We start from the raw sequence: 23,371 nt of genomic DNA, 5'->3' as shown, positions 1-23,371 counted from the left end.
CTTAAATTACTGAGTCTTTTTCTTTTATTAAAATCAAAAATCTCATGAACCTCAACGATTTACAAAACATTAGCGATAATTTTAAAAATACACAAAGAATGCCCGTTCTCTTTTTAGGACATGGCTCTCCGATGAATGCTATTGAAGAAAATCAGTTTGTACAGGGATTTCGAAAGGCGGCAACCGAAATTCCAAAACCAAATGCTATTTTATGTATTTCTGCCCATTGGTTTACGCAGGGGACGAAAGTAACTGCGATGAAAATGCCGAGAACGATTCATGATTTTGGAGGTTTTCCGCAGGCTTTGTTTGATGTTCAGTATCCTGCTCAGGGAAGTCCTGAGTTGGCACACGAAACTGCAGAAATTTTAGCTCCCGTTTTGGTAGAGGAAGATCACAATTGGGGTTTGGATCACGGCGCATGGTCGGTAATCAAACATATGTATCCTAAAGCAGATATTCCTGTCATTCAGATGAGTATTGATTATACAAAATCTCCGCAGTATCATTTTGATTTAGCTAAAAGATTAAATAAACTCAGAGAAAAAGGAATTTTAATTATCGGAAGCGGAAATATTGTTCATAATTTGAGATTGATCGACTGGAGAAACATCAATACCGTCGGGACCGGCTGGGACTGGGCGATTGAAGCCCGTGAAAAAACCAACAACTGGCTTTTGGATGGAAATTTCCAACATATTATTGATTATCAAAGACAGGGAACTTCTCTGCAATATGCCATTCCAACTCCTGATCATTATTTACCGTTGATTTATTCTTTAGGTTTGAAAGAAAAGTCTGAAAATCTAACTTTATTTAATGATGAATTAATTGCAGGATCGTTGAGTATGACGAGCGTGAGAATTGGATAAACAAAAAATCGGAAGAAAAATTCCTCCGATTCTTATAGTTTTAATGTTGTGATTAAATTCTGTGAATTGAAACAACATAAGGTGCACCTTCAAGCGGAGCAAAAATTTCTACAATTGCTTCCCAAACTACCTCTGAAGGAGGTACAGAAGCATTACATCTGTAACGGTAATTAACACCAGCCACTACTTGAGTAGATACTTCTTTTGGTGTATAATTTACGCCGATAATTCCTTTCATTGCTTCGTCAAATACCTTTTGATCTTCCGGTGTAAGAGGTCCATATGTTGTCCATCCTCCTGCAGTTAATAATTCTTGTGTTGCCATGATTAATATTTTGGTTTCCTACTCTTTTGGCTTTTCAGATTTCGCCCCGTTTAATAATGGTTTCTGGACTCCATGGTTATTAGTTTTTAATACAAATTGATTATGAATTTTATCTTTAATCAATATTATATTGTTTGTGATCACATGACAAAGCTACCATACATAAAGAACTTATAATAGCGTAGATATACTCATTTTTTGCCATAAGTATAATCACTTAATCATGGTTAAATATTCACTTTTTTTATCACTAGAAATTTAGTAATATTGTTTACCATGAAAAAAACGATATTTCTTTTATTGATTATTCTGCCGTTTTACTTATCAATTGCACAAACTATTACGGGAAAAGTATTGAATGACATTGACAAGCCTATTTCAAATGTTAATATCTATTTAGACGGAACAAAAACCGGAACTGTTTCCGCTGCAGATGGAAGTTTCACGCTGAACCTGCCCTCAACAAACAATAACAGCCTTGTTTTTCAGAAAGATGATTACGAAACATTCACGATTAATACTTCGGAAGTTTTAGGTAAAACTCTGAAAGTTATTTTAGTAAAAGCTAAAGAAATTGAGGAAGTACGAATTATTCCTTTTACAGAAGCTGCTTACAAAAATTACATCAATTTTTTTCTGGATTCTTTTATTGGTTATGACAGAGAAAATGTGAGAATTAAAAATCAACGCTCGCTGAAGTTTTCTTACGATAAAGAAAATAAAATTTTAAAAGTAAAAGCTCCACAGACGTTAATCATCGAAAACAAAAGTTTAGGATATACCATAGACTATAATCTTGTGGAATTTTCTGCTAATTTTGATGATAATACAACCCGATTTATGGGAACCAGTTTTTTTAGAGAAACAAAAAGCAATGATAAGGTAAAACTTAACAGGATGAATGCCTATGACGGAAGCCAGGTGCATTTTTTCAGGAGTGTGTATGAAAATAAAGTCGCAGATAATGGATATATCGTAAATCAGATTACCAAGTATCCCAATTCAAAATATCCGACGGAAGAAGAATTACAGAGGTTAAAAGATTTTGCGAAAACATTTAAATTAACCAGCAATCTTAATGTTCCGCAAGACATCTTAGATATAGGAACGAGAAAAAAAAATGAACCGCCTTATAAAATCGCCGTTACAAAAACCAAAATTCCTGAATCTGATTACACTAAAACAGATGGGAAATTATTTCTGGATTATGATCACATGATGCAGATTAATTTTAAAAAGTATCATTATGAATTAAAAAAAGGGAAGTTTGCGAAAACAACGATCCCGATGGTACAGACTTCTTTTCTTCACCCTGAAGGTGATACTTATGAAATTTATCCCGACGGAAATACTTCAAATCCGGGTATGCTGACCAATCAGGGAGAATTTGCAAAAGATAAAATTGATAAATTGCTTCCACTCGATTATCAGCTGGGTGATTAATAAGTTAATTAAAAAACAAAAGCTTCCGAATTGGAAGCTTTTTGTTATTATTGAGAGAAAATTAAATACATATTTTACTGAACTGCCTGTAAAACATTGATATTTCCATATCCATAATCCGAATTTTTAGTTGGATAATACGTTGCTGATTGTCTCATTTTATTCAACACCTGATCTCTCGTCCATGAAGGATTTTTAGCCCAAACCAATGCTGCAATTCCTGCAGTAGAAGCTGTTGCCACCGACGAACCGCCAACATAATCTGACTGCCCGTTGTAATAACTTAATACCGGAATATTGTTTCCTGAAGCTCTTTCCATCTGATAAGTAAAATCAATTTCCGAACCTGAATGGCAAACATCACATTTTTGATTAGATGTATTTTCTTTAACTCCTGTGATCGCTTGTGTTTCAGACATCCAAGCCGGGAAAATCACGCCGACAAAAGTTGTGAAGCTAGTGGAAGTTCCGCCCGCACAGAAAATTAATTTACCTTTAGAATAAGCATATTTCACACCGTCTTCAATTTTTCCGACAGAGAAAATATGTCCCATCGACATGGATATGATTTTAACATTGTTGTTATTTCCTAATTCTGTAAAGGCGATTTTCACCCCGTTTTGTTCATGATAACCATCTAAAACTACGTTGGAAGCCGCTCTATATGCTACTAAATTAGCATTATAAGCCACACCGACAGGTTGTCCTTGATTATTTCTCGGGGCCACTGCCGCCGAAGCCATACTCGTTCCGTGACCACATTTATCAGCAGAACCGTCATAACCACTACTCCATGGCCAAACTGAATCTACATACACTCCGTTTTTACTGATGGTTCTTCCTGAAGAAAGCCCATTATTAAAACTGCTTCCCAACAGACTTTGTTCAGGAGAAACACCGCTATCAATTACTCCAATTGTTACACCAGCTCCCGTACTGTAGCTCCAGGCATTGATAATATTATGTTTTGCAAAAGACCAGGGCGCTTTGGCATTGGGAGTTACTATTGTATAATCTGCTGCATTTAAAACGGAAGATTCAAAACCGCAGCCTGAAGAACTTCCACTGGATTTCGCTGTTCCGTTGAATTTATTTTCATTCTCAAAATAACGGTAGTCTGCAGGTTCCAGATAGCGGATGTTTTTCATTTTGCGAAGAGCAATTATCGTTTCCTGCTTTTCAATCGCCACATCCATTTGATTTAAATATTGATCGGATGACAATAAAATCCTTTCTGATTTTCCTTCATATCTCTGAATTAAATCTAAAATTTCGTCTTCAATCGCCTTATTATTGGAATCTAAACTTCTGTCAAACGAAGATCCGAATCCGATTGAAGCAATTTTATTTCCCTGAAAAATCGCACTCCATACAAAATGATCTGAAGAATCATTCCAGGAAAATTTTCCTTTTGTTTTGATCGTTTCATTAATTTTTTCATTGATCTCTTTTGCAGATAAAGGATCTTTCTGAGCCACTTCAATATTCGAAGGATTGTTCTGAATATCTTCTCTGTTACAAGCCGAGAAAATAAAAAACAGCATTAATAAATAAAATACGTTCTTTTTCATATAAATAATATTTGATTGGCTAACCAAGTTATCACTTTACATTGAATTACAGAACTTTGAAATTTAATTTATCTTTAATTTTATTATGCTTGAAATAGCAACATTTATTAATTATGAATTTCTAAACAAAAAAAGACTCCCATTTCTAGAAGTCTTAATATCATTTAAGTTTAAAATTAATTTACAATAAATTTTCTTTCGTTAATCAATTCTGCGATCGCCAACATATCATCGCCAATCAATCGATCTTCTTCAAGCTTAGCAACTTTTGAACGAAGAATTACATAATTTTCTTCAATAATTTTTGAACATTTCGCAGGTCTTCTGAATTCCAATCCCTGTGCTGCAAACATTAATTCAACCGATAAAATATTAACCAGATTTCCTAAAACCTGATTGAATTTTCTACCCGAAATACTTCCCATAGAAACGTGATCTTCCTGACCCAAACTTGTCGGAATAGAATCCGCAGAAGCCGGGAAACACAAAGTTTTATTTTCTGTAACCAAAGCCGCAGAAGTATATTGAGGAATCATAAATCCTGAATTTAAACCTGAACTTTCCGTTAATAATCTTGGCAAACCGTATTTTCCTTCCAATAATAAATAGCTCCTTCTGTCAGAAATATTCCCCAATTCTGCTGCAGCCAATGTTGCATAATCTAAAGGCATTGCCAATAATTGTCCGTGAAAATTCCCTCCGGAAATAGATTCTTCAGCACTTAACACAATCGGGTTGTCTGTTACAGAGTTTAATTCTGTTTCTGTCAGCATTTTCAGATGTTCGAAAGCATTTCTACTCGCCCCGTGAACCTGTGGTACACATCTCATTGAATATGGATCCTGAACTCTGTCACAATATTCGTGGGCTTGAAGATTTTCAGAATCTTTTAAAAATTTCAGCATTCTTGCTGCTACTTTTTTACTTCCTTCAAATGGTCTGATATCGTGAAGTTCTTTTTTAAATGGACTTGCTGAACCTCTGTAAGCTTCAAGGCTCATCGCCGCAGTCATATCTGCCAAATCTAATAAATATTCAAATTTGTCAAGACCTTTAATAGCGTGAGAAAGAATAAATTGGGTTCCGTTAATTAATCCTAATCCTTCTTTCGGACCTAAAGTTAATGGTTCAAGATTATTTTTTTCTAAAATTACAGCTGTTTCAAAAATTTCGTTACCGACCCAAACTTTTCCAAGACCTAAAAGCGGTAATACCAAATGTGCCAACGGAGCCAAATCTCCGGAAGCGCCAACAGAACCCTGTTCCGGAACGACAGGAATAATATCTTTTTCCAACATTAAGATCAATCTCTCAATGACATCCAGAGAAACTCCCGAAAATCCTTTTGATAATGCATGAACTTTAGCAATCATCATGATTTTTGAAAATTCTTTATCAATAGGCTTACCAACTCCTACTGCATGAGAAATAATTAAATTATATTGTAGCTGTGCTGTTTCCTCTTCAGATATTTTCACATCGCACAACGGTCCGAAACCTGTATTGATTCCATAAACCGTTCTGTCTGATTCAACAATTTCCTTTACATTCTTCTGAGATTTTAAAATCTGTTCTTTTGCTGCTTTGTTAAGCTTCGCTTTATTTGGAGTTTTACAGATTTCCAAAACATCATGGAAACTGAAAACATCTACACCGTATATCATTCTCTAAAATTTGTCTTAAAATTACACATTTAACAATAATTGGAAAAGCTAATTTTCATCACCTTATATTTTTATGAAAACAAGCAGATTAATTTCCTATTTTTACCGCCGAAATTAAAAATTAATATCCCTATGAAACTTAAAACTTTACTACTTGCATTGTCATTGGTAAGCACCGTTTCTTTCGCCCAGAAAGTAAAATACTCTAAAGAAGAGAAAAAAGAGATGAATAAATATTTATTCAACGAAGGTTTTAATACTGCATCACAAAAAAAAGTGTCTACCATTATATTAAAAGACAATAATGAACATCAGGGTTACATCAGATCCTGGCAAAAGCAAAAAGGGCAGATTCTTTCCGTTACCATGGAAGATATTGACACTGGAAAACCAACGAAATTCAATTCTTCTGATATTGCTGAAATGTATCTGTATGCAACTGAAGGCGAAAAATCAATGAAAGCGGCGAAGTTTATTTCAAATATGAGAAATTACAGTACCAAAAAATACGGAAAATCTACCTCAGACGATGTAATTCCATTTGAAAATCAGACTGTTTCATTAAAAAACAAAAAAGAAAGCAAAAGTTTTTTAATGCAGGTTGTCAATCCTGAATTTAACGAACTCATTTCTATTTATCACGACCCTTTTGCCAAAGAAACGGCAAGTTTTGGTTTTGCAGGAGCTCCAGCGTTTGGAGGTGGCGTTATCAAATCTTATTATGTAAGAAAAGGTGATAAAGTAATGTGGCTTCACAAAGATGATTTTGAAGATAACTATGATTTTCTGTTCGGAGACAATCCGGAATTCATGAAGAAATATCCTAAAGACTCTGTAGAATGGGAGTATTTTAGCTTCCTTGTTTATCAATATACTGACATGAACCACGGATAAAATAATTTTAACATAAATCGTAAAGCTGTAGAATTTTCTACGGCTTTTTTTGTGGCTTTAAATTCCGTAATTTTGTTATATGAATCCTTCTTTAGAATTACAGCTGAAAACTTTACCATCCGAACCCGGCGTTTATCGTTATTATGATAAAAACGAGCATCTTTTATATGTGGGAAAGGCGAAAAATTTAAAAAAAAGAGTTCTTTCTTATTTCAATAAAAACCTTCCGGGATACCGAACAAGAATAATGGTCGGGAAAATCCAACGCCTGGAAACAACGATTGTAAACAGCGAATATGACGCACTTTTATTAGAAAATAATTTAATAAAAGAACATCAGCCGTTTTACAATGTCATGTTAAAAGATGATAAAACCTATCCTTGGATTTGCATTAAAAATGAAGATTTCCCGAGGATTTTTTTAACAAGAACGAAGATCAAAGACGGTTCAGAATATTTTGGTCCTTATGCCAAAGTTCGTCCTGCAAAGATTTTGTTGGACACCATTAAACATATTTATAAATTAAGAACCTGTAATTTAAATCTATCACCACAAAAAATTGAAGACGGCAAATATAAAGTATGCCTTGAATATCATATCAAAAATTGCGAAGGACCATGTGAAGGCTTGGAAAGTAAGGAAGATTATGATGAAAAAATCGATGCGATCCGAGGAATTATTAAAGGTGATTTCCGTAGAGCAAAAGAATATCTGGTCAATCAGATGATGAAATATGCGGAAAATTTACAGTTTGAACAGGCACAGTTTATTAAAGAAAGAATCGATGCTCTTGAAGATTATCAGACTAAAAATACGGTTGTAAACCCAAGCATCGACGATGTAGATGTATTTGGAATGACCAGTGACGAAACCGCCGCTTATGTAAATTTTTTTAAAATACGAAACGGAAATATCATCCAGAGTTTTACCACAGAAATCAAGAAAATTCTTGAGGAAAGCGATGAAGATATTATGGAGGAAGCTTTAATTGAAATCCGACAAAAATTTGATTCCAATTCAAAAGAAGTGCTTTTGCCTTTCCATTTATCTGTTGAAATTCCGAATGTAAAACTGATTGTTCCTAAAGTTGGTGATAAAAAACGAATCGTTGAACTTTCTGAAAAAAACGCAAAAGAATACCGTTTAGAAAAACTAAAACAAGTACAAATTATCGATCCGGAAAGGCATGCCAACAGAATCATGGCTGAAATGCAGAAACTCCTCAGAATGCCTGTCGAGCCAAGACATATTGAAGGTTTTGACAACTCGAATATTCAGGGAACTAATCCTGTTTCGGCGTGCGTGGTTTTTAAAGACGGAAAGCCAAGCAAAGCAGATTACAGAATTTTCCATCCAAAAACGGTGGTTGGTCCTGATGATTTTAAAACTATGGAAGAAGTGATCTTCCGTCGTTACAAAAGAATGCTAGATGAAGGAGAAAATTTACCACAATTAATATTGATTGATGGTGGAAAAGGACAATTATCTTCTGCTGTTAAAAGTTTAAGGATATTGGGATTATATGGAAAAATTACCATCGTTGGAATTGCCAAACGTTTAGAAGAAATTTTCTTTCCCGAAGATCCAATCCCGTTATATCTTGATAAAAAATCTGAAACACTGAAAATCCTTCAGCGAGTACGAGATGAAGCACACCGTTTCGGCGTGAGACATCACAGAACAAGAAGAACAAATTCAACCATAAAATCTGAACTGGAAGAAATTCCGGGTGTTGGAGATAAAACGATCGAATTGCTTTTATCAAAATTAAAGTCTGTAAAACGCATCAAAGAATCGAATCTGGAAACATTGGAGGAGATTTTAGGAAAAAGTAAAGCGAAAGTTATTCATGATTTTTTCAATAATAACTAATTACAATATTTTAAACGGAAAAAGTCCTCATTTAGAGGACTTTTTCTATTTATATAAATCAATAAAATTATTTTTTTGAAAATACTTCTTTAGCAAATTCTCCGTTAGATTGAGGAATTTCTATTATAATATTTCCGTTTTCGTAATATCCTAAAGTAGTTTCTCCATTTTGTAATTTCACTCGATAAACGTCTGCTTTAGCGGTTGCTTTAAAAGTTGCAAACGGTGAAGAACTATTGGAATTAACTAAAATAAACTGAGAATTATCAATCTGAATTTTCTGTAAATCCATTTTCCCATTGCTGAATCTTACCGCTGAATTATCTGAAATGGATGTAGAAACATTAGTGACAGACTGAGTGGAAACATTTGTTTTCTGAACTTTCGTCTGAGCAATAGGTTGGCTTGCCGGATTAGCGGGAGATATAGAAACATACGTCTGCTTCAGTGCATCCTGAAAACCTTCTTTAAATTCTTTAATACTTGAAGCTCCTTTAATAGAAGAAATAACTTTATCATTACAATCCTTAAACTGTAATAATACTTTATTTCTTAATAGACCACTGTCGTTAAGAATATTGGCCGTTAAAACATTACATGGATTACTTTGTGCTTCTGATGGCCACTGTAATTTATCTGCTGGAATAACGGTATAGTTTTTCCCCCTTAATGTTTTTGTTAATAATTCACCCAACCCAAAATCTTCCTTAAAAGTCTCAAATTTAGAAGGTAAGGTTATATATTTATAATCAGAAACTTTTTGTCCAAAGGCTAACATTGAACAAGCTGCGAATATAATTGTTGAAAGTTTTTTCATAATTTAAAATTTAATCATTTCTAAACTGTCCCATATCTAATTTTAGGGAGAAGAAGTTGGAATAGAAGTTAGATCCGCCAATTCCCGAATTGGTAATGGCATAATCAAGCGTCAGACCTCTGTATTTAATTCCGATACCTGCACTTGGCTGGAAAGAAACTTTTCTTTTAAGATCTTCAATATCTGTAATCGACTGGAATCTGTTGACTCCCAATCTTACAAAAATCATTTTCTGATATCCTAATTCAGCCCCAGCATAAGGCGTGATACTTGCAAAATCTGTTGAAAGAAGTGCTGCTGTTTTCGCAAAATCTACATTAATTCCCGCTTCCGGTAAAACATAAACGCTGCTGTTGATTTCAAAAACTTTACTAACTCCGGCATTTAATTTGGGCATCGTTAATTCCATTTTATCTTTTGGAGCAGGGTTAAATTCTTCCCCATCTACAATCGTAGAAAGTTCTTTTTGGTTAACACTCCAGAAGTTCACGGTAGTTGTTGCATCTCTCAACATAGCTCCAATTTTATAGCCATTATCCATTTTATAAATAGCTCCGATATCAAAACCAAATCCGTAACCGTTGGCAAATTTCCCTACGTTTCTGTAAACAATTTTTGCGTTGATCCCGACATCCAATTTGGTATTTCCAGCAGGGTTAAATGCATAAGAAAGTATCGCTGCATAATCAGATTGTGAGAATTTTGTTATTTTATCGTAATCGATATTCCCTTCAGTATCAATTAACTGAGTTGTATTTAAGATATTATCAACCCCTAATCTTACCACAGAAACTCCGAAAACACCTTCTTCCAAAACTTTAGCATATGCAAGATAATCATATTTTGCAATAGATTCGAAATACTCTGCGTGCATTGCTGCACCCTGCCAGTCTCTTTCAACTGCCATCAAACCAGCGGGGTTCCACATGGGAGAATATACGTCATCCTGATTGGAGATTACGGCTCCACCCATTGCCAAACCTCTTGCGCCGGCTCCAATATTCAGGAATTCGTTTGAATATTTTCTGATAATCTGAGATTGTGATATCCCAAAAACCAGGGAAAATACAAGTAAAAGATATTTTTTCATCATATATTTTGATGCTTAATTTAAAGTTTTTTGTCTCTTAGTTTTTATTAATCCGTTGGCAATGATTGCCAGTATCATAACCCCAGAAGCGATGTAAAAAACAGAGCTCATGTGTTCCGATTCCCCAAAGATAAAAAAAGCTAGTATAATTCCGTAAACCGGTTCTAAATTAACTGTTAAAATTAATGTAAAGGGCGAAATATATTTCATCAGCTTTACTGATTCTAACATTGGAAAGGCTGTAAAAACACTTGCTAACAAGCATATTAACGCAATATCACGGTAACTTATTTCATTCATTTGAAAAATTTGTCCGGAAAACAGATAAATAATCATTAAAATAAACCAACCTGAGAAAATTTCATAAAAAATAATATTTCCTGAACTGGTTTTACCAAACATTTTTCCGTTAAAAACCGAAAATATTGTACCGAAAACAGCACACAATATTCCGTAAAATATTCCGACTTTATATTGAAATTCTGTTTTAAAAATTAATAAAATACAGGCGACAATCACCATTCCCATGATAACTTCAACGATGTCGACTTTCCGTTTAAAAATAATCGGCTCTAAAACAGATGCAAATAATGTTGATAAAGAAAGACAGCTTAAAGCGATGGAAACATTAGAAACTTTAATAGAATAAAAAAAACACCACCAATGAAGCGCCATTGAAACTCCGATTGCTGCCAGCTGGAAAAAAAGTTTCTTTGAAATTTTTATGCTTTCTTTCTTGAAAACTCTGATGTATACAAATAAACATACCGCTGCAAAAAGCATTCTGTAAAAGACGAGGATCTGCGCATTTGCCTCAATAAGCTTTCCCAAGATTGCAGTAAATCCCCATAAAAATACAATTAAATGCAATCTGAAAAGAGCTATTTTATGCATATCCTACCTTCTTTTAAATTTTCTGCAAATTTACAAATAGGATTTTACAAATCCTGTAAAAATCTTATATTAAAGTCATGAATTTTTTGAGGAAATTTCATTCCAAATTACTTTTGAAAATAACGTGAATGCTTTTTGGATTTTGATCTCTTTAAAAACAAAAAACCCTGAAAATTTGTTCAACTTTCAGGGCCTTCAAATAATAAACTATTAAAAAAATAAACTAGGAACTTAGAGCATTTATATAGAAACTTTCATTTCTACTGCTCTACTGTAAAGTTAGCAAAATACGCACCAAAAAAAATATAAAATTTGTTAAATGTTTCATAATTTACTAAAAACCAATTTATTAAACATTTGTTTTACTTCAATTTGATTTCCTGTTAAAAATAGTATCTTTAAGCGGAAAAAATTGAAATTTTTATGGACATTGAATTCAACAAACGAGAAGATCAAAACAGATTAAAATTATCAGAAATAAATCGTCTACTCGCTGACATCAAAAAAGGAGGTGGAGAAAAAAGGCTGCAAAAGCTTCGTGACGAAGGAAAAATGACGGCAAGAGAAAGAGTAGATTATCTTCTCGACAAAGATTCAGATTCCATAGAAATTGGTGCATTTGCAGGATACGAAATGTACGAAGAACATGGTGGCTGCCCAAGTGGTGGTGTCGTAGTGGTCATGGGATATGTTTCCGGAAGACAATGCCTTATTGTTGCCAATGATGCTTCAGTAAAAGCAGGAGCATGGTTTCCGATTACCGGAAAGAAAAACCTGAGAGCTCAGGAAATTGCCATGGAAAACCGGCTTCCAATTATTTATTTAGTGGATTCTGCAGGTGTTTATCTGCCGATGCAGGACGAAATTTTCCCTGATAAAGAAATGTTCGGAAGAATTTTCAGAAATAATGCTAAAATGAGTGCTGCGGGAATCATCCAGATTTCAGCAGTTATGGGGAGTTGTGTTGCGGGTGGAGCTTATCTGCCAATCATGAGTGATGAAGCGATGATCGTGGAAGGAACAGGTTCTATTTTCCTTGCCGGAAGTTATCTGGTGAAAGCTGCAATCGGTGAAAGTATTGATAATGAAACTCTAGGCGGTGCAACAACGCACTGTTCAATTTCAGGAGTGACAGACTATAAAGCTAAAGACGATAAAGATGCTTTAAACAGAATCAAAAATATCATGAAATCTCTCGGATCTACTGAAAAAGCAGGTTTCGACAGAATTGAAAGTGCTCAGCCAAAAGAAAAACCTGAAAACATCTTCGGAATCATGCCAGCTTCCAGAGCGGAACAGTACGATACTTTTGACATTTTAAAATGTATAGTCGATAATTCTGAATACGAAGAATATAAGCCGGATTACGGCAAAAGTATCATCTGTGCAACGGCAAGAATCGACGGTTGGTCTGTAGGAATCGTTGCCAACCAAAGAAAACTGGTAAAAAGCGGAAAGGGTGAAATGCAGTTTGGAGGAGTAATTTATTCTGATTCTGCCGATAAAGCAACAAGATTTATTGCCAATTGTAATCAGAGAAAAATTCCTTTGGTTTTCTTACAGGACGTTACTGGTTTCATGGTTGGTTCAAAATCTGAACATGGCGGAATTATAAAAGACGGAGCAAAAATGGTAAATGCTGTTTCCAATTCTGTAGTTCCGAAATTCACCATTATTACAGGAAACTCTTACGGTGCAGGAAATTATGCAATGTGCGGAAAAGCGTATGATCCAAGATTAATCGTTGCCTGGCCTTGGGCAGATCTTGCGGTGATGGGTGGTGCTCAGGCTGCGAAAGTGTTAGCACAAATCCAGGAATCTACACTGAAAAAACAAGGAAAAGAAAATACACAAAAAGAGCGTGATGAAATTTTAGATTCAATCTCAAAAAAATATAAAAAGCAGACAGAATCAACGTATGCGGCAGCAAGATTGTGGACGGATGCGATCATTAATCCTATAGATACCAGAAAATGGATTTCTATGGGAATTGAAGCTGCCAATCACTCTCCGATTACCGAGAAATTTAATTTGGGAGTTATTCAGGTTTGATCATAATCTGATTATTAAAAAATAAAAAAGATGTGGAAAACCGATTCCACATCTTTTTGTTTTTATGTTGTTTAAATTTTAAGAAAAGAAAACTCCCGTTCTGAATCTTTCTTTATTCAGTTTTTTATTAACAGCTAATCCCCAAAGGATAAATTCTTTCAGGAATAAAATATCTTCTGGCTGTGTATCAGGCTGATATTTTTCAATAATTTTATCCAGCGGATCAATTCGGTTAAGATTTTTTGCATAAACTTCATCTGAAGATTCATCCGTAAGTTCTAAAAAGCCATCATCTTCTAAAAACCAATCGGTAATCTGGCTGAACGGACCATCTACACTCTTTTTCTCCAGCTTTTCAACTTTCGGAAAATAAGAAGTGAATAACGTTCGGATTGCATTATCAATCAACAATTGAGCAACCGCTTCTGCACCTTCCTGCTCACCTTCATACACCAGTTCTACTTTTCCTGTAATCGCCGGAATTACTCCCACAAAATCACTTAATCTTACAGAAGTTTTTTCGTCACCTGCTAGCAAAGATCTACGCTCAGCCGTACTCAATAAATTTTCAAAAGCGGTAATACTCATACGTGCACTCACTCCACTTTTTGAATCAACATATTCGCTGTCACGAGCTTCAAAACCTATCTGCTCCAAAAGATCTTTCGCCAAAGAAGGAACATATACTCCATTTGTCTGACGGCTGTCTAAGCTGGATTCATAATTGGTAATTTCTCTCGCAATATTGATATTTTCAGGATAATGTGTTAAAATCTGCGAGCCAATACGGTCTTTTAAAGGGGTAACAATACTTCCTCTGTTCGTATAATCTTCCGGATTCGCCGTAAAAACAAACTGAATATCTAAAGGCATTCTCACCTTGAAACCACGAATCTGCACATCACCTTCCTGTAAAATATTAAACAGAGAAACCTGAATTCTCGCCTGAAGATCCGGCAATTCATTAATTACGAAAATACAACGGTTTGCACGAGGAATCATTCCGAAATGAATTACACGATCGTCTGCATAAGAAAGTTTAAGATTAGCAGCTTTAATAGGATCTACATCACCGATAAGATCGGCAACCGTAACATCTGGAGTGGCTAATTTCTCAAAAAATCTTTCGTCACGGTGTAGCCATTCTATTGGAGTATTATCACCTTCCGCTTTAATGATCTCTTTGGCATAACGGGAAATCGGATTAAACGGATCATCGTTAATTTCACTTCCGGCAACAAAAGGAATCCATTCATCCAACAAAGACGTCATCATCCTTGCCAACCTTGTTTTTGCCTGACCTCTTAATCCTAATAAATTAATATTGTGTCGGCTGAGAATTGCATGCTCTAATTGAGGAATAACGGTATTTTCATATCCGAAAATTCCTGTAAACACGGATTCTCTATTGCGAATTTTAGTTTTTAAATTATCTCTTAATTCGTCTTTTATATTTTTTGATTTATATTCTGTCGCTTTTAACGAACCTAATGTCTTAATATTTGGCTTTTCAGTCATTTTATTTAAAATCTGATTTAAACTTTTTTGAAATAATGTTGAATTGATACTTAACTTTAAAATATCAACTTATAATTTTTTAACGGATTCTCTTTTTTCGGTTGGCTTCATAATCTTCAAAAATCATATTACCTAATCCATTTAGCCCTGTATAAAAAGCTTTCCCTTGATTGGCTTGTGTAAACTTACTCACAAAATGTTGCAGATAAGAATCTTGAGCAATCATAAAAGTAGTGATAGGAATATGTAATCTGCGAGCCTGAGATGCCATATTGTAACATTTTTGAACCACATAGTCATCCAAACCATACGAATTCATATAGTAAGTACCATCTGGTTCACGAACGCAGCTTGGCTTTCCATCGGTAATCATGAAAATTTGTTTATTGGTATTTCTCTTTCTGCGTAAAATATCCATAGCCAATTGAAGTCCGGCAACCGTATTCGTATGATAAGGACCAACTTGTAAATAGGGAAGCTCCTGAATTTTTACAGGCCATGCATCATCACCAAAAACGATAATATCCAGCGTATCTTTCGGATAACGTGTCGTAATCAATTCAGCAAGTGCCATTGCTACTTTTTTTGCTGGTGTAATTCTGTCTTCACCATACAAAATCATACTGTGACTAATATCTATCATTAAAACAGTACTCATCTGCGACTGGTGAATGCTGTCTTCCACGATAAGATCATCTTCGGTGAGATGAAAATCTCCTATTCCATTATTAATTTGAGCATTCTTAAGACTTTCTGTAATAGAAATTTTTTCAACCGGATCACCAAAATGGTAATTTCGAAATTCTCCTGTCGTATCTTCACCTGAACCACTTTTATTGGTTTTATGATTCCCATTTCCACTTTTTTCAAGATTCCCGAAGATTTGGTTAAGAGCCTGTTTACGAATATTCTGCTCCATCTTCGCGCTTAAAGTAACTCCACTTCCAGTTCCATTGGGATCTACTTCCTCACGAATATATCCTTTTCTCTTAAGATCTTCAATAAAGTTATCAATAGTATACTCTGGTGTAGTAAGTTTGTATTCATCGTCCAACATTCGGAGCCAGTCGATAGCTTCATCAAAATCTCCTGAAGTATGGGTTAATAAATCGGTAAAAATTTCCAGTAACCTATCAAACACAGACAATTCTGGTGCTTTATAAGTTTCAAATCTGAACCCTCTCACAATATGCTCTTTCATAATATAAAGTTACGACTTAAATCGAAAGGTTATTAAGAGATTTAATCTATTTTAATATTTATCAATAAAAATGAAATTTTTATGAATTTACATAATTATAAGGAAATTAGTCCTGCTCTTCACTTGTACTCCTCGTGCCTTCGCTATCTTTCGGAGCCCATCCTTACTGCTGGGTAAGCGTATCTATCCGGGCTAGGGCACTTGTCTGGATTAACAAAATTAGTATTTCCTTACAGATCAGTGCTGATGTATCCACGATCCGTGCTTCTCTTACTAGTATTATTTTTTTGCTTTATTGTTGGGATGTATAGAGGAGATGGATTACAGATCAGTGCTGATGTATCCACGATCCGTGCTTCTCTTACTAGTATTATTTTTTTGCTTTATTGTTGGGATGTATAGAGGAGATGGGTGTTACTTTACTGTATATAACGAAAAAAGTCTCATACAAATAAATGTATAAGACTTCATTAATTTTTAAACATAAAAAAACTCCTTTATCTTTCGATAAAGGAGTTTACATAAAAACTGGCGGCGACCTACTCTCCCGCGTTAGCAGTACCATCGGCNAGACTTCATTAATTTTTAAACATAAAAAAACTCCTTTATCTTTCGATAAAGGAGTTTACATAAAAACTGGCGGCGACCTACTCTCCCGCGTTAGCAGTACCATCGGCGCTGGTGGGCTTAACTTCTGTGTTCGGAATGGGAACAGGTGAGCCCCACCGCTAAAACCACCCTAAAGGTTGTATATAAGAGGTTAGAGGTTAGTCGTTAGAGATTAGTAAAATACTAACTTCTAATATCTAGTTTCTAACTTCTATTTTATCGGTAATTTCATCACAAAGGCAAAACCAGTACGGCACTTATAAATACTTGTTTTAGTAATAACCAATAGGCTATAAATCTACGGGTAATTAGTACTACTCGGCTATGCTGTTACCAACTTTACACCTGTAGCCTATCAACGTGGTCATCTCCCACGACCCTTAAAAGATGTCTCATCTTGAGGCGAGTTTCACACTTATATGCTTTCAGTGTTTATCTCTTCCAAACGTAGCTACTCAGCGGTGCTCCTGGCGGAACAACTGATACACCAGAGGTTTGTTCAATTCGGTCCTCTCGTACTAGAATCAAGCCCTCTCAAACATCTAACGCCCGCAATAGATAGAGACCGAACTGTCTCACGACGTTCTGAACCCAGCTCGCGTGCCACTTTAATGGGCGAACAGCCCAACCCTTGGGACCTTCTCCAGCCCCAGGATGTGACGAGCCGACATCGAGGTGCCGAACCTCCCCGTCGATGTGAGCTCTTGGGGGAGACTAGCCTGTTATCCCCGGAGTACCTTTTATCCTATGAGCGATGGCCCTTCCATACGGAACCACCGGATCACTATGTCCTGCTTTCGCACCTGATCGACTTGTAGGTCTCACAGTCAAGCACCCTTATGCCATTACACTCTACGCACGGTTACCAAGCGTGCTGAGGGTACCTTTGAAAGCCTCCGTTACTCTTTTGGAGGCGACCACCCCAGTCAAACTACCCACCACGCAATGTCCTTCTAAAAGAAGTTAGGCTCCAAGTAAGTAAAGGGTGGTATTTCAACGTTGACTCCACAAACACTGGCGTGCCTGCTTCAAAGTCTCCCACCTATCCTACACATTACTTACTCAAAGTCAATACGAAGTTATAGTAAAGGTTCACAGGGTCTTTTCGTCCCATTGCGGGTACTCGGCATCTTCACCGAGACTACAATTTCACAGAGCTCATGGTTGAGACAGTGCCCAGATCGTTACACCATTCGTGCAGGTCGGAACTTACCCGACAAGGAATTTCGCTACCTTAGGACCGTTATAGTTACGGCCGCCGTTTACTGGGGCTTCAGTCAAACGCTTCGCATTGCTGCTAACGCCCTTCCTTAACCTTCCAGCACCGGGCAGGTGTCAGACCCTATACAGCATCTTTCGATTTAGCAGAGTCCTGTGTTTTTGATAAACAGTCGCCTGGGCCTCTTTACTGCGGCCACCATTGCTGATGGCGTCTCTTCTTCCGAAGTTACGAGACTATTTTGCCTAGTTCCTTAACCATGATTCACTCTAGCACCTTAGGATTCTCTCCTCGACCACCTGTGTCGGTTTTGGTACGGGTTGCTTCACTTCGGCTTTTCTTGGAAGCACTTTCCTTACAGCAACTTCGCCCGAAGGCTAGGTCTTGACTATTCCGTCAGTCTCCAGTAAGTACGGCACTCCGTCCCCTTTTTAGTGTGAGCAAGTATGGGAATATTAACCCATTGTCCATCCACTACCCCTTTCGGGTTCGCGTTAGGTCCCGACTAACCCTCAGCTGATTAGCATGGCTGAGGAAGCCTTAGTCTTTCGGTGAGGGGGTTTCTCGCCCCCTTTATCGTTACTTATGCCTACATTTTCTTTTCTATACGCTCCACCAAGCCTCACGACTCAGCTTCTGTGCCTATAGAATGCTCTCCTACCAGATGTAATAAATTACAAATCCATAGCTTCGGTATTCTGTTTATGCCCGATTATTATCCATGCCGGACCGCTCGACTAGTGAGCTGTTACGCACTCTTTAAATGAATGGCTGCTTCCAAGCCAACATCCTAGCTGTCAATGCAGTCCAACCGCGTTGCTTCAACTTAACAGAAATTTGGGGACCTTAGCTGTTGGTCTGGGTTCTTTCCCTCTCGGACATGGACCTTAGCACCCATGCCCTCACTGCCGTGGAACATTTATTAGCATTCGGAGTTTGTCAGGAATTGGTAGGATTTGACTCCCCCGCATCCAATCAGTAGCTCTACCTCTAATAAACTTATACACGACGCTGCACCTAAATGCATTTCGGAGAGTACGAGCTATCTCCCAGTTTGATTGGCCTTTCACCCCTACCCACAGGTCATCCGAAGACTTTTCAACGTCAACCGGTTCGGTCCTCCACTCTGTGTTACCAGAGCTTCAACCTGCCCATGGGTAGATCACAAGGTTTCGCGTCTAATCCTACTAACTATACGCCCTATTCAGACTCGCTTTCGCTCCGGCTCCGGTACTTAATACCTTAACCTCGCTAGTAAAATTAACTCGTAGGCTCATTATGCAAAAGGCACGCCGTCACCCAACTTGTGGGCTCCGACCGCTTGTAGGCGTACGGTTTCAGGTTCTATTTCACCCTTCTATTCGAAGTGCTTTTCACCTTTCCTTCACAGTACTTGTTCACTATCGGTCTTTCAGGAGTATTTAGCCTTGGAGGATGGTCCCCCCATATTCAGACAGGATTTCACGTGTCCCGCCCTACTCATTTATCATCCAAATATGCCTTTCATATACGGGGCTATCACCCTCTATGGCTGTTCTTTCCAGAACATTCTATTAAACATATAAAGACTTTTGGGCTAATCCGCGTTCGCTCGCCACTACTTACGGAATCTCTTCGATTTCTTTTCCTCCGGGTACTTAGATGTTTCAGTTCTCCGGGTTTGCTCTCCTTGCGGAGTGACTGGTCTTCAACCAGACGGGTTGCCCCATTCGGACATCTGCGGATCAATTCGTGTGTGCCGATCCCCGCAGCTTTTCGCAGCTTACCACGTCCTTCTTCGCCTCTGAAAGCCTAGGCATCCGCCATACGCCCTTAACGATTTCTTTCCTATTTTTTAGGTTATTCAAGCACTTATAAGTGCTCGGTTTTATCTTTGTGATGTTTTACCGGTAATGTCAATGATCTTAATCTATCTCRAGTCTATCYCGCAAATATTGTTTTTGGCTCTATCTGCTTTTTTAAAAATAAACCTTCAAAATTGTGCTACATCGCTGTAACTTTTTATTACTCTTTACAAGTAACTGTGGAGAATAAGGGAGTCGAACCCTTGACCTCCTGCGTGCAAGGCAGGCGCTCTAGCCAGCTGAGCTAATTCCCCTCTAGGTAAGATTAAAAAATTCAGAGATTTAGTAATTTAGAGATTGCTTTCGCTAATTTCTTAATAACTTAATTCCTAAATATCTTAATCCCTTCAATTAGTAGTCTCGGGCAGGCTCGAACTGCCGACCTCTACATTATCAGTGTAGCGCTCTAACCAGCTGAGCTACGAGACTGTCTTGTCAGACTTTTAGATCCAAGATGCTAGATACAAGACTTTCTATCGTCTTGGGTCTTGGCTCTCGGCTCTTGTATCCCTTCCCTAATACTAATTTCTAGTGGGTGTATTTTTAATATATTTTATAAGGAATGAGTAATCGGTAATGAGTAATTGATATCTTCCAAACTGTTACACCTGGMTCYTTTTACTTTTACCTTCTTACTTYCCCTATAAATCAACCAAATAAAAAACTAAAGCTATACTTTGAATAAGTACATGTATCTTTCGATACTGATTTTGTTTAACGTCATAAGACGCTCTAAAATGAGATGTTCCAGCCGCACCTTCCGGTACGGCTACCTTGTTACGACTTAGCCCTAGTTACCTGTTTTACCCTAGGCAGCTCCTGTTACGGTCACCGACTTCAGGTACCCCAGACTTCCATGGCTTGACGGGCGGTGTGTACAAGGCCCGGGAACGTATTCACCGCGCCATGGCTGATGCGCGATTACTAGCGATTCCAGCTTCATAGAGTCGAGTTGCAGACTCCAATCCGAACTGAGACCGGCTTTCGAGATTCGCATCCAGTCACCTGGTAGCTGCCCTCTGTACCGGCCATTGTATTACGTGTGTGGCCCAAGGCGTAAGGGCCGTGATGATTTGACGTCATCCCCACCTTCCTCTCTACTTGCGTAGGCAGTCTCACTAGAGTCCCCAACTGAATGATGGCAACTAGTGACAGGGGTTGCGCTCGTTGCAGGACTTAACCTAACACCTCACGGCACGAGCTGACGACAACCATGCAGCACCTTGAAAATTGTCCGAAGAAAAGTCTATTTCTAAACCTGTCAATTCCCATTTAAGCCTTGGTAAGGTTCCTCGCGTATCATCGAATTAAACCACATAATCCACCGCTTGTGCGGGCCCCCGTCAATTCCTTTGAGTTTCATTCTTGCGAACGTACTCCCCAGGTGGCTAACTTATCACTTTCGCTTAGTCTCTGAATCCGAAAACCCAAAAACGAGTTAGCATCGTTTACGGCGTGGACTACCAGGGTATCTAATCCTGTTCGCTCCCCACGCTTTCGTCCATCAGCGTCAGTTAAAACATAGTGACCTGCCTTCGCAATTGGTGTTCTAAGTAATATCTATGCATTTCACCGCTACACTACTTATTCCAGCCACTTCTACTTTACTCAAGACCTGCAGTATCAATGGCAGTTTCATAGTTAAGCTATGAGATTTCACCACTGACTTACAGATCCGCCTACGGACCCTTTAAACCCAATAAATCCGGATAACGCTTGCACCCTCCGTATTACCGCGGCTGCTGGCACGGAGTTAGCCGGTGCTTATTCGTATAGTACCTTCAGCTACTCTCACGAGAGTAGGTTTATCCCTATACAAAAGAAGTTTACAACCCATAGGGCCGTCATCCTTCACGCGGGATGGCTGGATCAGGCGCTAACCCATTGTCCAATATTCCTCACTGCTGCCTCCCGTAGGAGTCTGGTCCGTGTCTCAGTACCAGTGTGGGGGATCACCCTCTCAGGCCCCCTAAAGATCACTGACTTGGTAGGCCGTTACCCTACCAACTATCTAATCTTGCGCGTGCCCATCTCTATCCACCGGAGTTTTCAATAATAAGTGATGCCACTCATTATATTATGGGGTATTAATCTTCCTTTCGAAAGGCTATCCCCCTGATAAAGGCAGGTTGCACACGTGTTCCGCACCCGTACGCCGCTCTCAAGATTCCGAAGAACCTCTACCGCTCGGCTTGCATGTGTTAGGCCTCCCGCTAGCGTTCATCCTGAGCCAGGATCAAACTCTCCATTGTATGTTTGTTCTTGACTCACTCAAAGTTTGCTCGGCTTGCATGTGTTAGGCCTCCCGCTAGCGTTCATCCTGAGCCAGGATCAAACTCTCCATTGTATGTTTGTTCTTGACTCACTCAAAGTTTTTTTTACGCTTTAGTTTTTCCTTACTTGGTTGTTATATTGTATGTCAATGATCTTCTTTATCTTCCGCTTTTTTACAGAACGTTTTTTCTGTCGTTTCCGTTCCCGTATTTGCGTGTGCAAAAGTAGTAATTATTTTCTACCCGACCAAATGTTTTTAAAAGAAATTTATAAAGTTTTTTAACGTTTTTTCTGTCGTTTCCGTTCCCGTATTTGCGTGTGCAAAAGTAGTAATTATTTTCTACCCGACCAAATGTTTTTAAAAGAAATTTATAAAGTTTTTTAACAACCCTAAATTCTTATTTTCCATATTTAGTCTTACTCCTGCGCTCCCGTTTTACCGGACTGCAAAGATACTAATCTTTTATTTAAACGCAACTTTTTATCCATTTTATTTTAATTAAATTTCAATGAATAGCAATATGTGTTACTGATTAATTTCTTACTGGAATAGTAGTAGAATATTGTTGCTGCTTATTTAAAAGCTTCTTCTGCGCTTGACTGAGTTACTCTCGTTTTCAGTGGGGCAAAGATAAGGGCTTTACTGGTGATAAAGACCATAAAAAGTATTGCTGAAGCTTTATTTTTTTAATAATCCGGAACGGAACTGTGGAGAGAAGTATAGAAAAACGATAATGTATATGCTATCGCAGCGTAATAAATCAGACAGGCATATAAGGTAATCCAAATTGATGATGATTACATTGACTAAAACAGATTAGAGCAAAGATAGAGTTTTGGATCGCTTCGTCACTTTGCTCCTGGTAATGACACAACAGTATTTAGCAAAAATTAAAAAAGACTTTATTACATGACGTAAAGATCTTTAATTAATAAGAAAGTAAAGAGTATAAGAAGGAGTAGGAAAATATCAAAGATTTTTATAAAGCAGGCAGATTATTTGAGAGAGCTCTACTTCCAGCCTTTAACCTTTAACCTTTAACCTTTAACCTTTAACCTTTAACCTTTAACCTTTAACCTTTAACCTTTAACCTTTAACCTTTAACAAAATTACAGATCAGTGCTGATGTATCCACGATCCGTGCTTCTCTTACTAGTATTATTTTTTTGCTTTATTGTTGGGATGTATAGAGGAGATGGGTGTTACTTTA

General features: G+C 37.4%; 13 protein-coding genes, 2 tRNA genes and 3 rRNA genes. 5 read left to right on the top strand and 13 right to left on the bottom strand.

Going from position 1 to position 23,371, the window contains the following annotated elements; genetic code table 11:
- Window positions 1-44 precede the first annotated feature (44 nt).
- Window positions 45-872, top strand: a complete 828-nt coding sequence (ygiD, locus tag ASG22_RS06225) for a 4,5-DOPA dioxygenase extradiol (protein WP_055982170.1) — start codon at window positions 45-47, stop codon at window positions 870-872.
- 52 nt (window positions 873-924) lie between these two features.
- Here ygiD and ASG22_RS06220 read toward each other — a convergent pair whose 3' ends face one another.
- The gene (locus ASG22_RS06220; RefSeq protein ID WP_055982167.1) at window positions 925-1,197 is read right to left on the bottom strand and encodes a hypothetical protein; all 273 of its coding nucleotides are present in this window, start codon (window positions 1,195-1,197) and stop codon (window positions 925-927) included.
- 276 nt (window positions 1,198-1,473) lie between these two features.
- Here ASG22_RS06220 and ASG22_RS06215 point away from each other — a divergent pair, with 276 nt between their 5' ends.
- A complete protein-coding gene (locus ASG22_RS06215) occupies window positions 1,474-2,640 on the top strand; it encodes a carboxypeptidase-like regulatory domain-containing protein (RefSeq protein WP_055982164.1) in 1,167 nt (388 codons plus the stop codon).
- A 74-nt stretch (window positions 2,641-2,714) separates the two neighbouring features.
- On the opposite strand, the gene ASG22_RS06210 is transcribed toward ASG22_RS06215, so the two are convergent.
- Together ASG22_RS06210 and hutH are read right to left on the bottom strand one after the other, a co-directional pair.
- On the bottom strand, window positions 2,715-4,211 hold the full coding sequence (locus ASG22_RS06210; RefSeq protein WP_055982161.1) for a S8 family peptidase: 1,497 nt from the start codon (window positions 4,209-4,211) through the stop codon (window positions 2,715-2,717).
- Window positions 4,212-4,387: 176 nt separating this feature from the next.
- Window positions 4,388-5,875, bottom strand: a complete 1,488-nt coding sequence (hutH, locus tag ASG22_RS06205; RefSeq protein ID WP_055982158.1) for a histidine ammonia-lyase — start codon at window positions 5,873-5,875, stop codon at window positions 4,388-4,390.
- A gap of 132 nt (window positions 5,876-6,007) precedes the next feature.
- Between hutH and ASG22_RS06200 the strand changes: the two genes are divergently transcribed.
- A complete protein-coding gene (locus ASG22_RS06200; RefSeq protein ID WP_055983434.1) occupies window positions 6,008-6,769 on the top strand; it encodes a hypothetical protein in 762 nt (253 codons plus the stop codon).
- A 79-nt stretch (window positions 6,770-6,848) separates the two neighbouring features.
- Window positions 6,849-8,642: an excinuclease ABC subunit UvrC gene (gene uvrC / locus ASG22_RS06195; RefSeq protein ID WP_055982153.1), complete on the top strand. Its 1,794-nt coding sequence runs from the start codon at window positions 6,849-6,851 to the stop codon at window positions 8,640-8,642.
- Window positions 8,643-8,709: 67 nt separating this feature from the next.
- Here the strand turns inward: uvrC and ASG22_RS06190 are convergent, their stop codons facing one another.
- From ASG22_RS06190 to ASG22_RS06180, 3 genes are read right to left on the bottom strand one after another with little or no spacing between them, the layout of a single operon-like run.
- Window positions 8,710-9,459: a hypothetical protein gene (locus tag ASG22_RS06190; RefSeq protein WP_055982151.1), complete on the bottom strand. Its 750-nt coding sequence runs from the start codon at window positions 9,457-9,459 to the stop codon at window positions 8,710-8,712.
- Between the two features lie 10 nt (window positions 9,460-9,469).
- A complete protein-coding gene (locus ASG22_RS06185) occupies window positions 9,470-10,552 on the bottom strand; it encodes a PorV/PorQ family protein (protein WP_055982147.1) in 1,083 nt (360 codons plus the stop codon).
- 12 nt (window positions 10,553-10,564) lie between these two features.
- Window positions 10,565-11,443 carry a DMT family transporter gene (locus tag ASG22_RS06180; protein ID WP_055982144.1) on the bottom strand — a complete coding sequence of 293 codons (879 nt, stop codon included), beginning with the start codon at window positions 11,441-11,443 and terminating at the stop codon, window positions 10,565-10,567.
- A 423-nt stretch (window positions 11,444-11,866) separates the two neighbouring features.
- On the opposite strand from ASG22_RS06180, the gene ASG22_RS06175 reads away from it, so the two are divergent.
- The gene (locus ASG22_RS06175) at window positions 11,867-13,495 is read left to right on the top strand and encodes an acyl-CoA carboxylase subunit beta (RefSeq protein ID WP_055982141.1); all 1,629 of its coding nucleotides are present in this window, start codon (window positions 11,867-11,869) and stop codon (window positions 13,493-13,495) included.
- 78 nt (window positions 13,496-13,573) lie between these two features.
- Here the strand turns inward: ASG22_RS06175 and ASG22_RS06170 are convergent, their stop codons facing one another.
- From ASG22_RS06170 to ASG22_RS06140, 7 genes are all read right to left on the bottom strand, one after another.
- Window positions 13,574-15,013, bottom strand: coding sequence for an AAA family ATPase (locus ASG22_RS06170; RefSeq protein ID WP_055982138.1), 1,440 nt, complete (start codon window positions 15,011-15,013; stop codon window positions 13,574-13,576).
- Between the two features lie 79 nt (window positions 15,014-15,092).
- The gene (locus ASG22_RS06165; protein ID WP_055982135.1) at window positions 15,093-16,214 is read right to left on the bottom strand and encodes a vWA domain-containing protein; all 1,122 of its coding nucleotides are present in this window, start codon (window positions 16,212-16,214) and stop codon (window positions 15,093-15,095) included.
- Between the two features lie 634 nt (window positions 16,215-16,848).
- Window positions 16,849-16,956: ribosomal RNA gene (gene rrf, locus ASG22_RS06160) — 5S ribosomal RNA — on the bottom strand.
- A gap of 155 nt (window positions 16,957-17,111) precedes the next feature.
- Window positions 17,112-19,868 (bottom strand): 23S ribosomal RNA (locus ASG22_RS06155).
- 198 nt (window positions 19,869-20,066) lie between these two features.
- Window positions 20,067-20,140: transfer RNA gene (locus ASG22_RS06150), tRNA-Ala, on the bottom strand.
- Between the two features lie 101 nt (window positions 20,141-20,241).
- Window positions 20,242-20,315, bottom strand: a tRNA-Ile gene (locus tag ASG22_RS06145).
- A gap of 306 nt (window positions 20,316-20,621) precedes the next feature.
- Window positions 20,622-22,138, bottom strand: a 16S ribosomal RNA gene (locus ASG22_RS06140).
- The 16S, 23S and 5S rRNA genes sit together here with 2 tRNA genes alongside, the layout of an rRNA operon.
- Window positions 22,139-23,371: the final 1,233 nt, after the last annotated feature.

This window comes from Chryseobacterium sp. Leaf405 (assembly GCF_001425355.1).
Classification (GTDB): Bacteria; Bacteroidota; Bacteroidia; order Flavobacteriales; family Weeksellaceae; genus Chryseobacterium.
The sequence above is the reverse complement of the archived record's forward strand: the minus strand, read 5'-3'. Positions and strand labels throughout refer to the sequence as shown.

What these genes read in the sequence shown, in the direction of transcription:
- hutH (WP_055982158.1), bottom strand. Translation starts at nt 5,875, where the DNA reads ATGATATACGGTGTAGATGTTTTCAGTTTCCATGATGTTTTGGAAATC.
- ygiD (WP_055982170.1), top strand. Translation starts at nt 45, where the DNA reads ATGAACCTCAACGATTTACAAAACATTAGCGATAATTTTAAAAATACA.
- ASG22_RS06190 (WP_055982151.1), bottom strand. Translation starts at nt 9,459, where the DNA reads ATGAAAAAACTTTCAACAATTATATTCGCAGCTTGTTCAATGTTAGCC.
- ASG22_RS06170 (WP_055982138.1), bottom strand. Translation starts at nt 15,013, where the DNA reads ATGACTGAAAAGCCAAATATTAAGACATTAGGTTCGTTAAAAGCGACA.
- uvrC (WP_055982153.1), top strand. Translation starts at nt 6,849, where the DNA reads ATGAATCCTTCTTTAGAATTACAGCTGAAAACTTTACCATCCGAACCC.
- ASG22_RS06165 (WP_055982135.1), bottom strand. Translation starts at nt 16,214, where the DNA reads ATGAAAGAGCATATTGTGAGAGGGTTCAGATTTGAAACTTATAAAGCA.
- ASG22_RS06220 (WP_055982167.1), bottom strand. Translation starts at nt 1,197, where the DNA reads ATGGCAACACAAGAATTATTAACTGCAGGAGGATGGACAACATATGGA.
- ASG22_RS06185 (WP_055982147.1), bottom strand. Translation starts at nt 10,552, where the DNA reads ATGATGAAAAAATATCTTTTACTTGTATTTTCCCTGGTTTTTGGGATA.
- ASG22_RS06200 (WP_055983434.1), top strand. Translation starts at nt 6,008, where the DNA reads ATGAAACTTAAAACTTTACTACTTGCATTGTCATTGGTAAGCACCGTT.
- ASG22_RS06210 (WP_055982161.1), bottom strand. Translation starts at nt 4,211, where the DNA reads ATGAAAAAGAACGTATTTTATTTATTAATGCTGTTTTTTATTTTCTCG.
- ASG22_RS06175 (WP_055982141.1), top strand. Translation starts at nt 11,867, where the DNA reads ATGGACATTGAATTCAACAAACGAGAAGATCAAAACAGATTAAAATTA.
- ASG22_RS06215 (WP_055982164.1), top strand. Translation starts at nt 1,474, where the DNA reads ATGAAAAAAACGATATTTCTTTTATTGATTATTCTGCCGTTTTACTTA.
- ASG22_RS06180 (WP_055982144.1), bottom strand. Translation starts at nt 11,443, where the DNA reads ATGCATAAAATAGCTCTTTTCAGATTGCATTTAATTGTATTTTTATGG.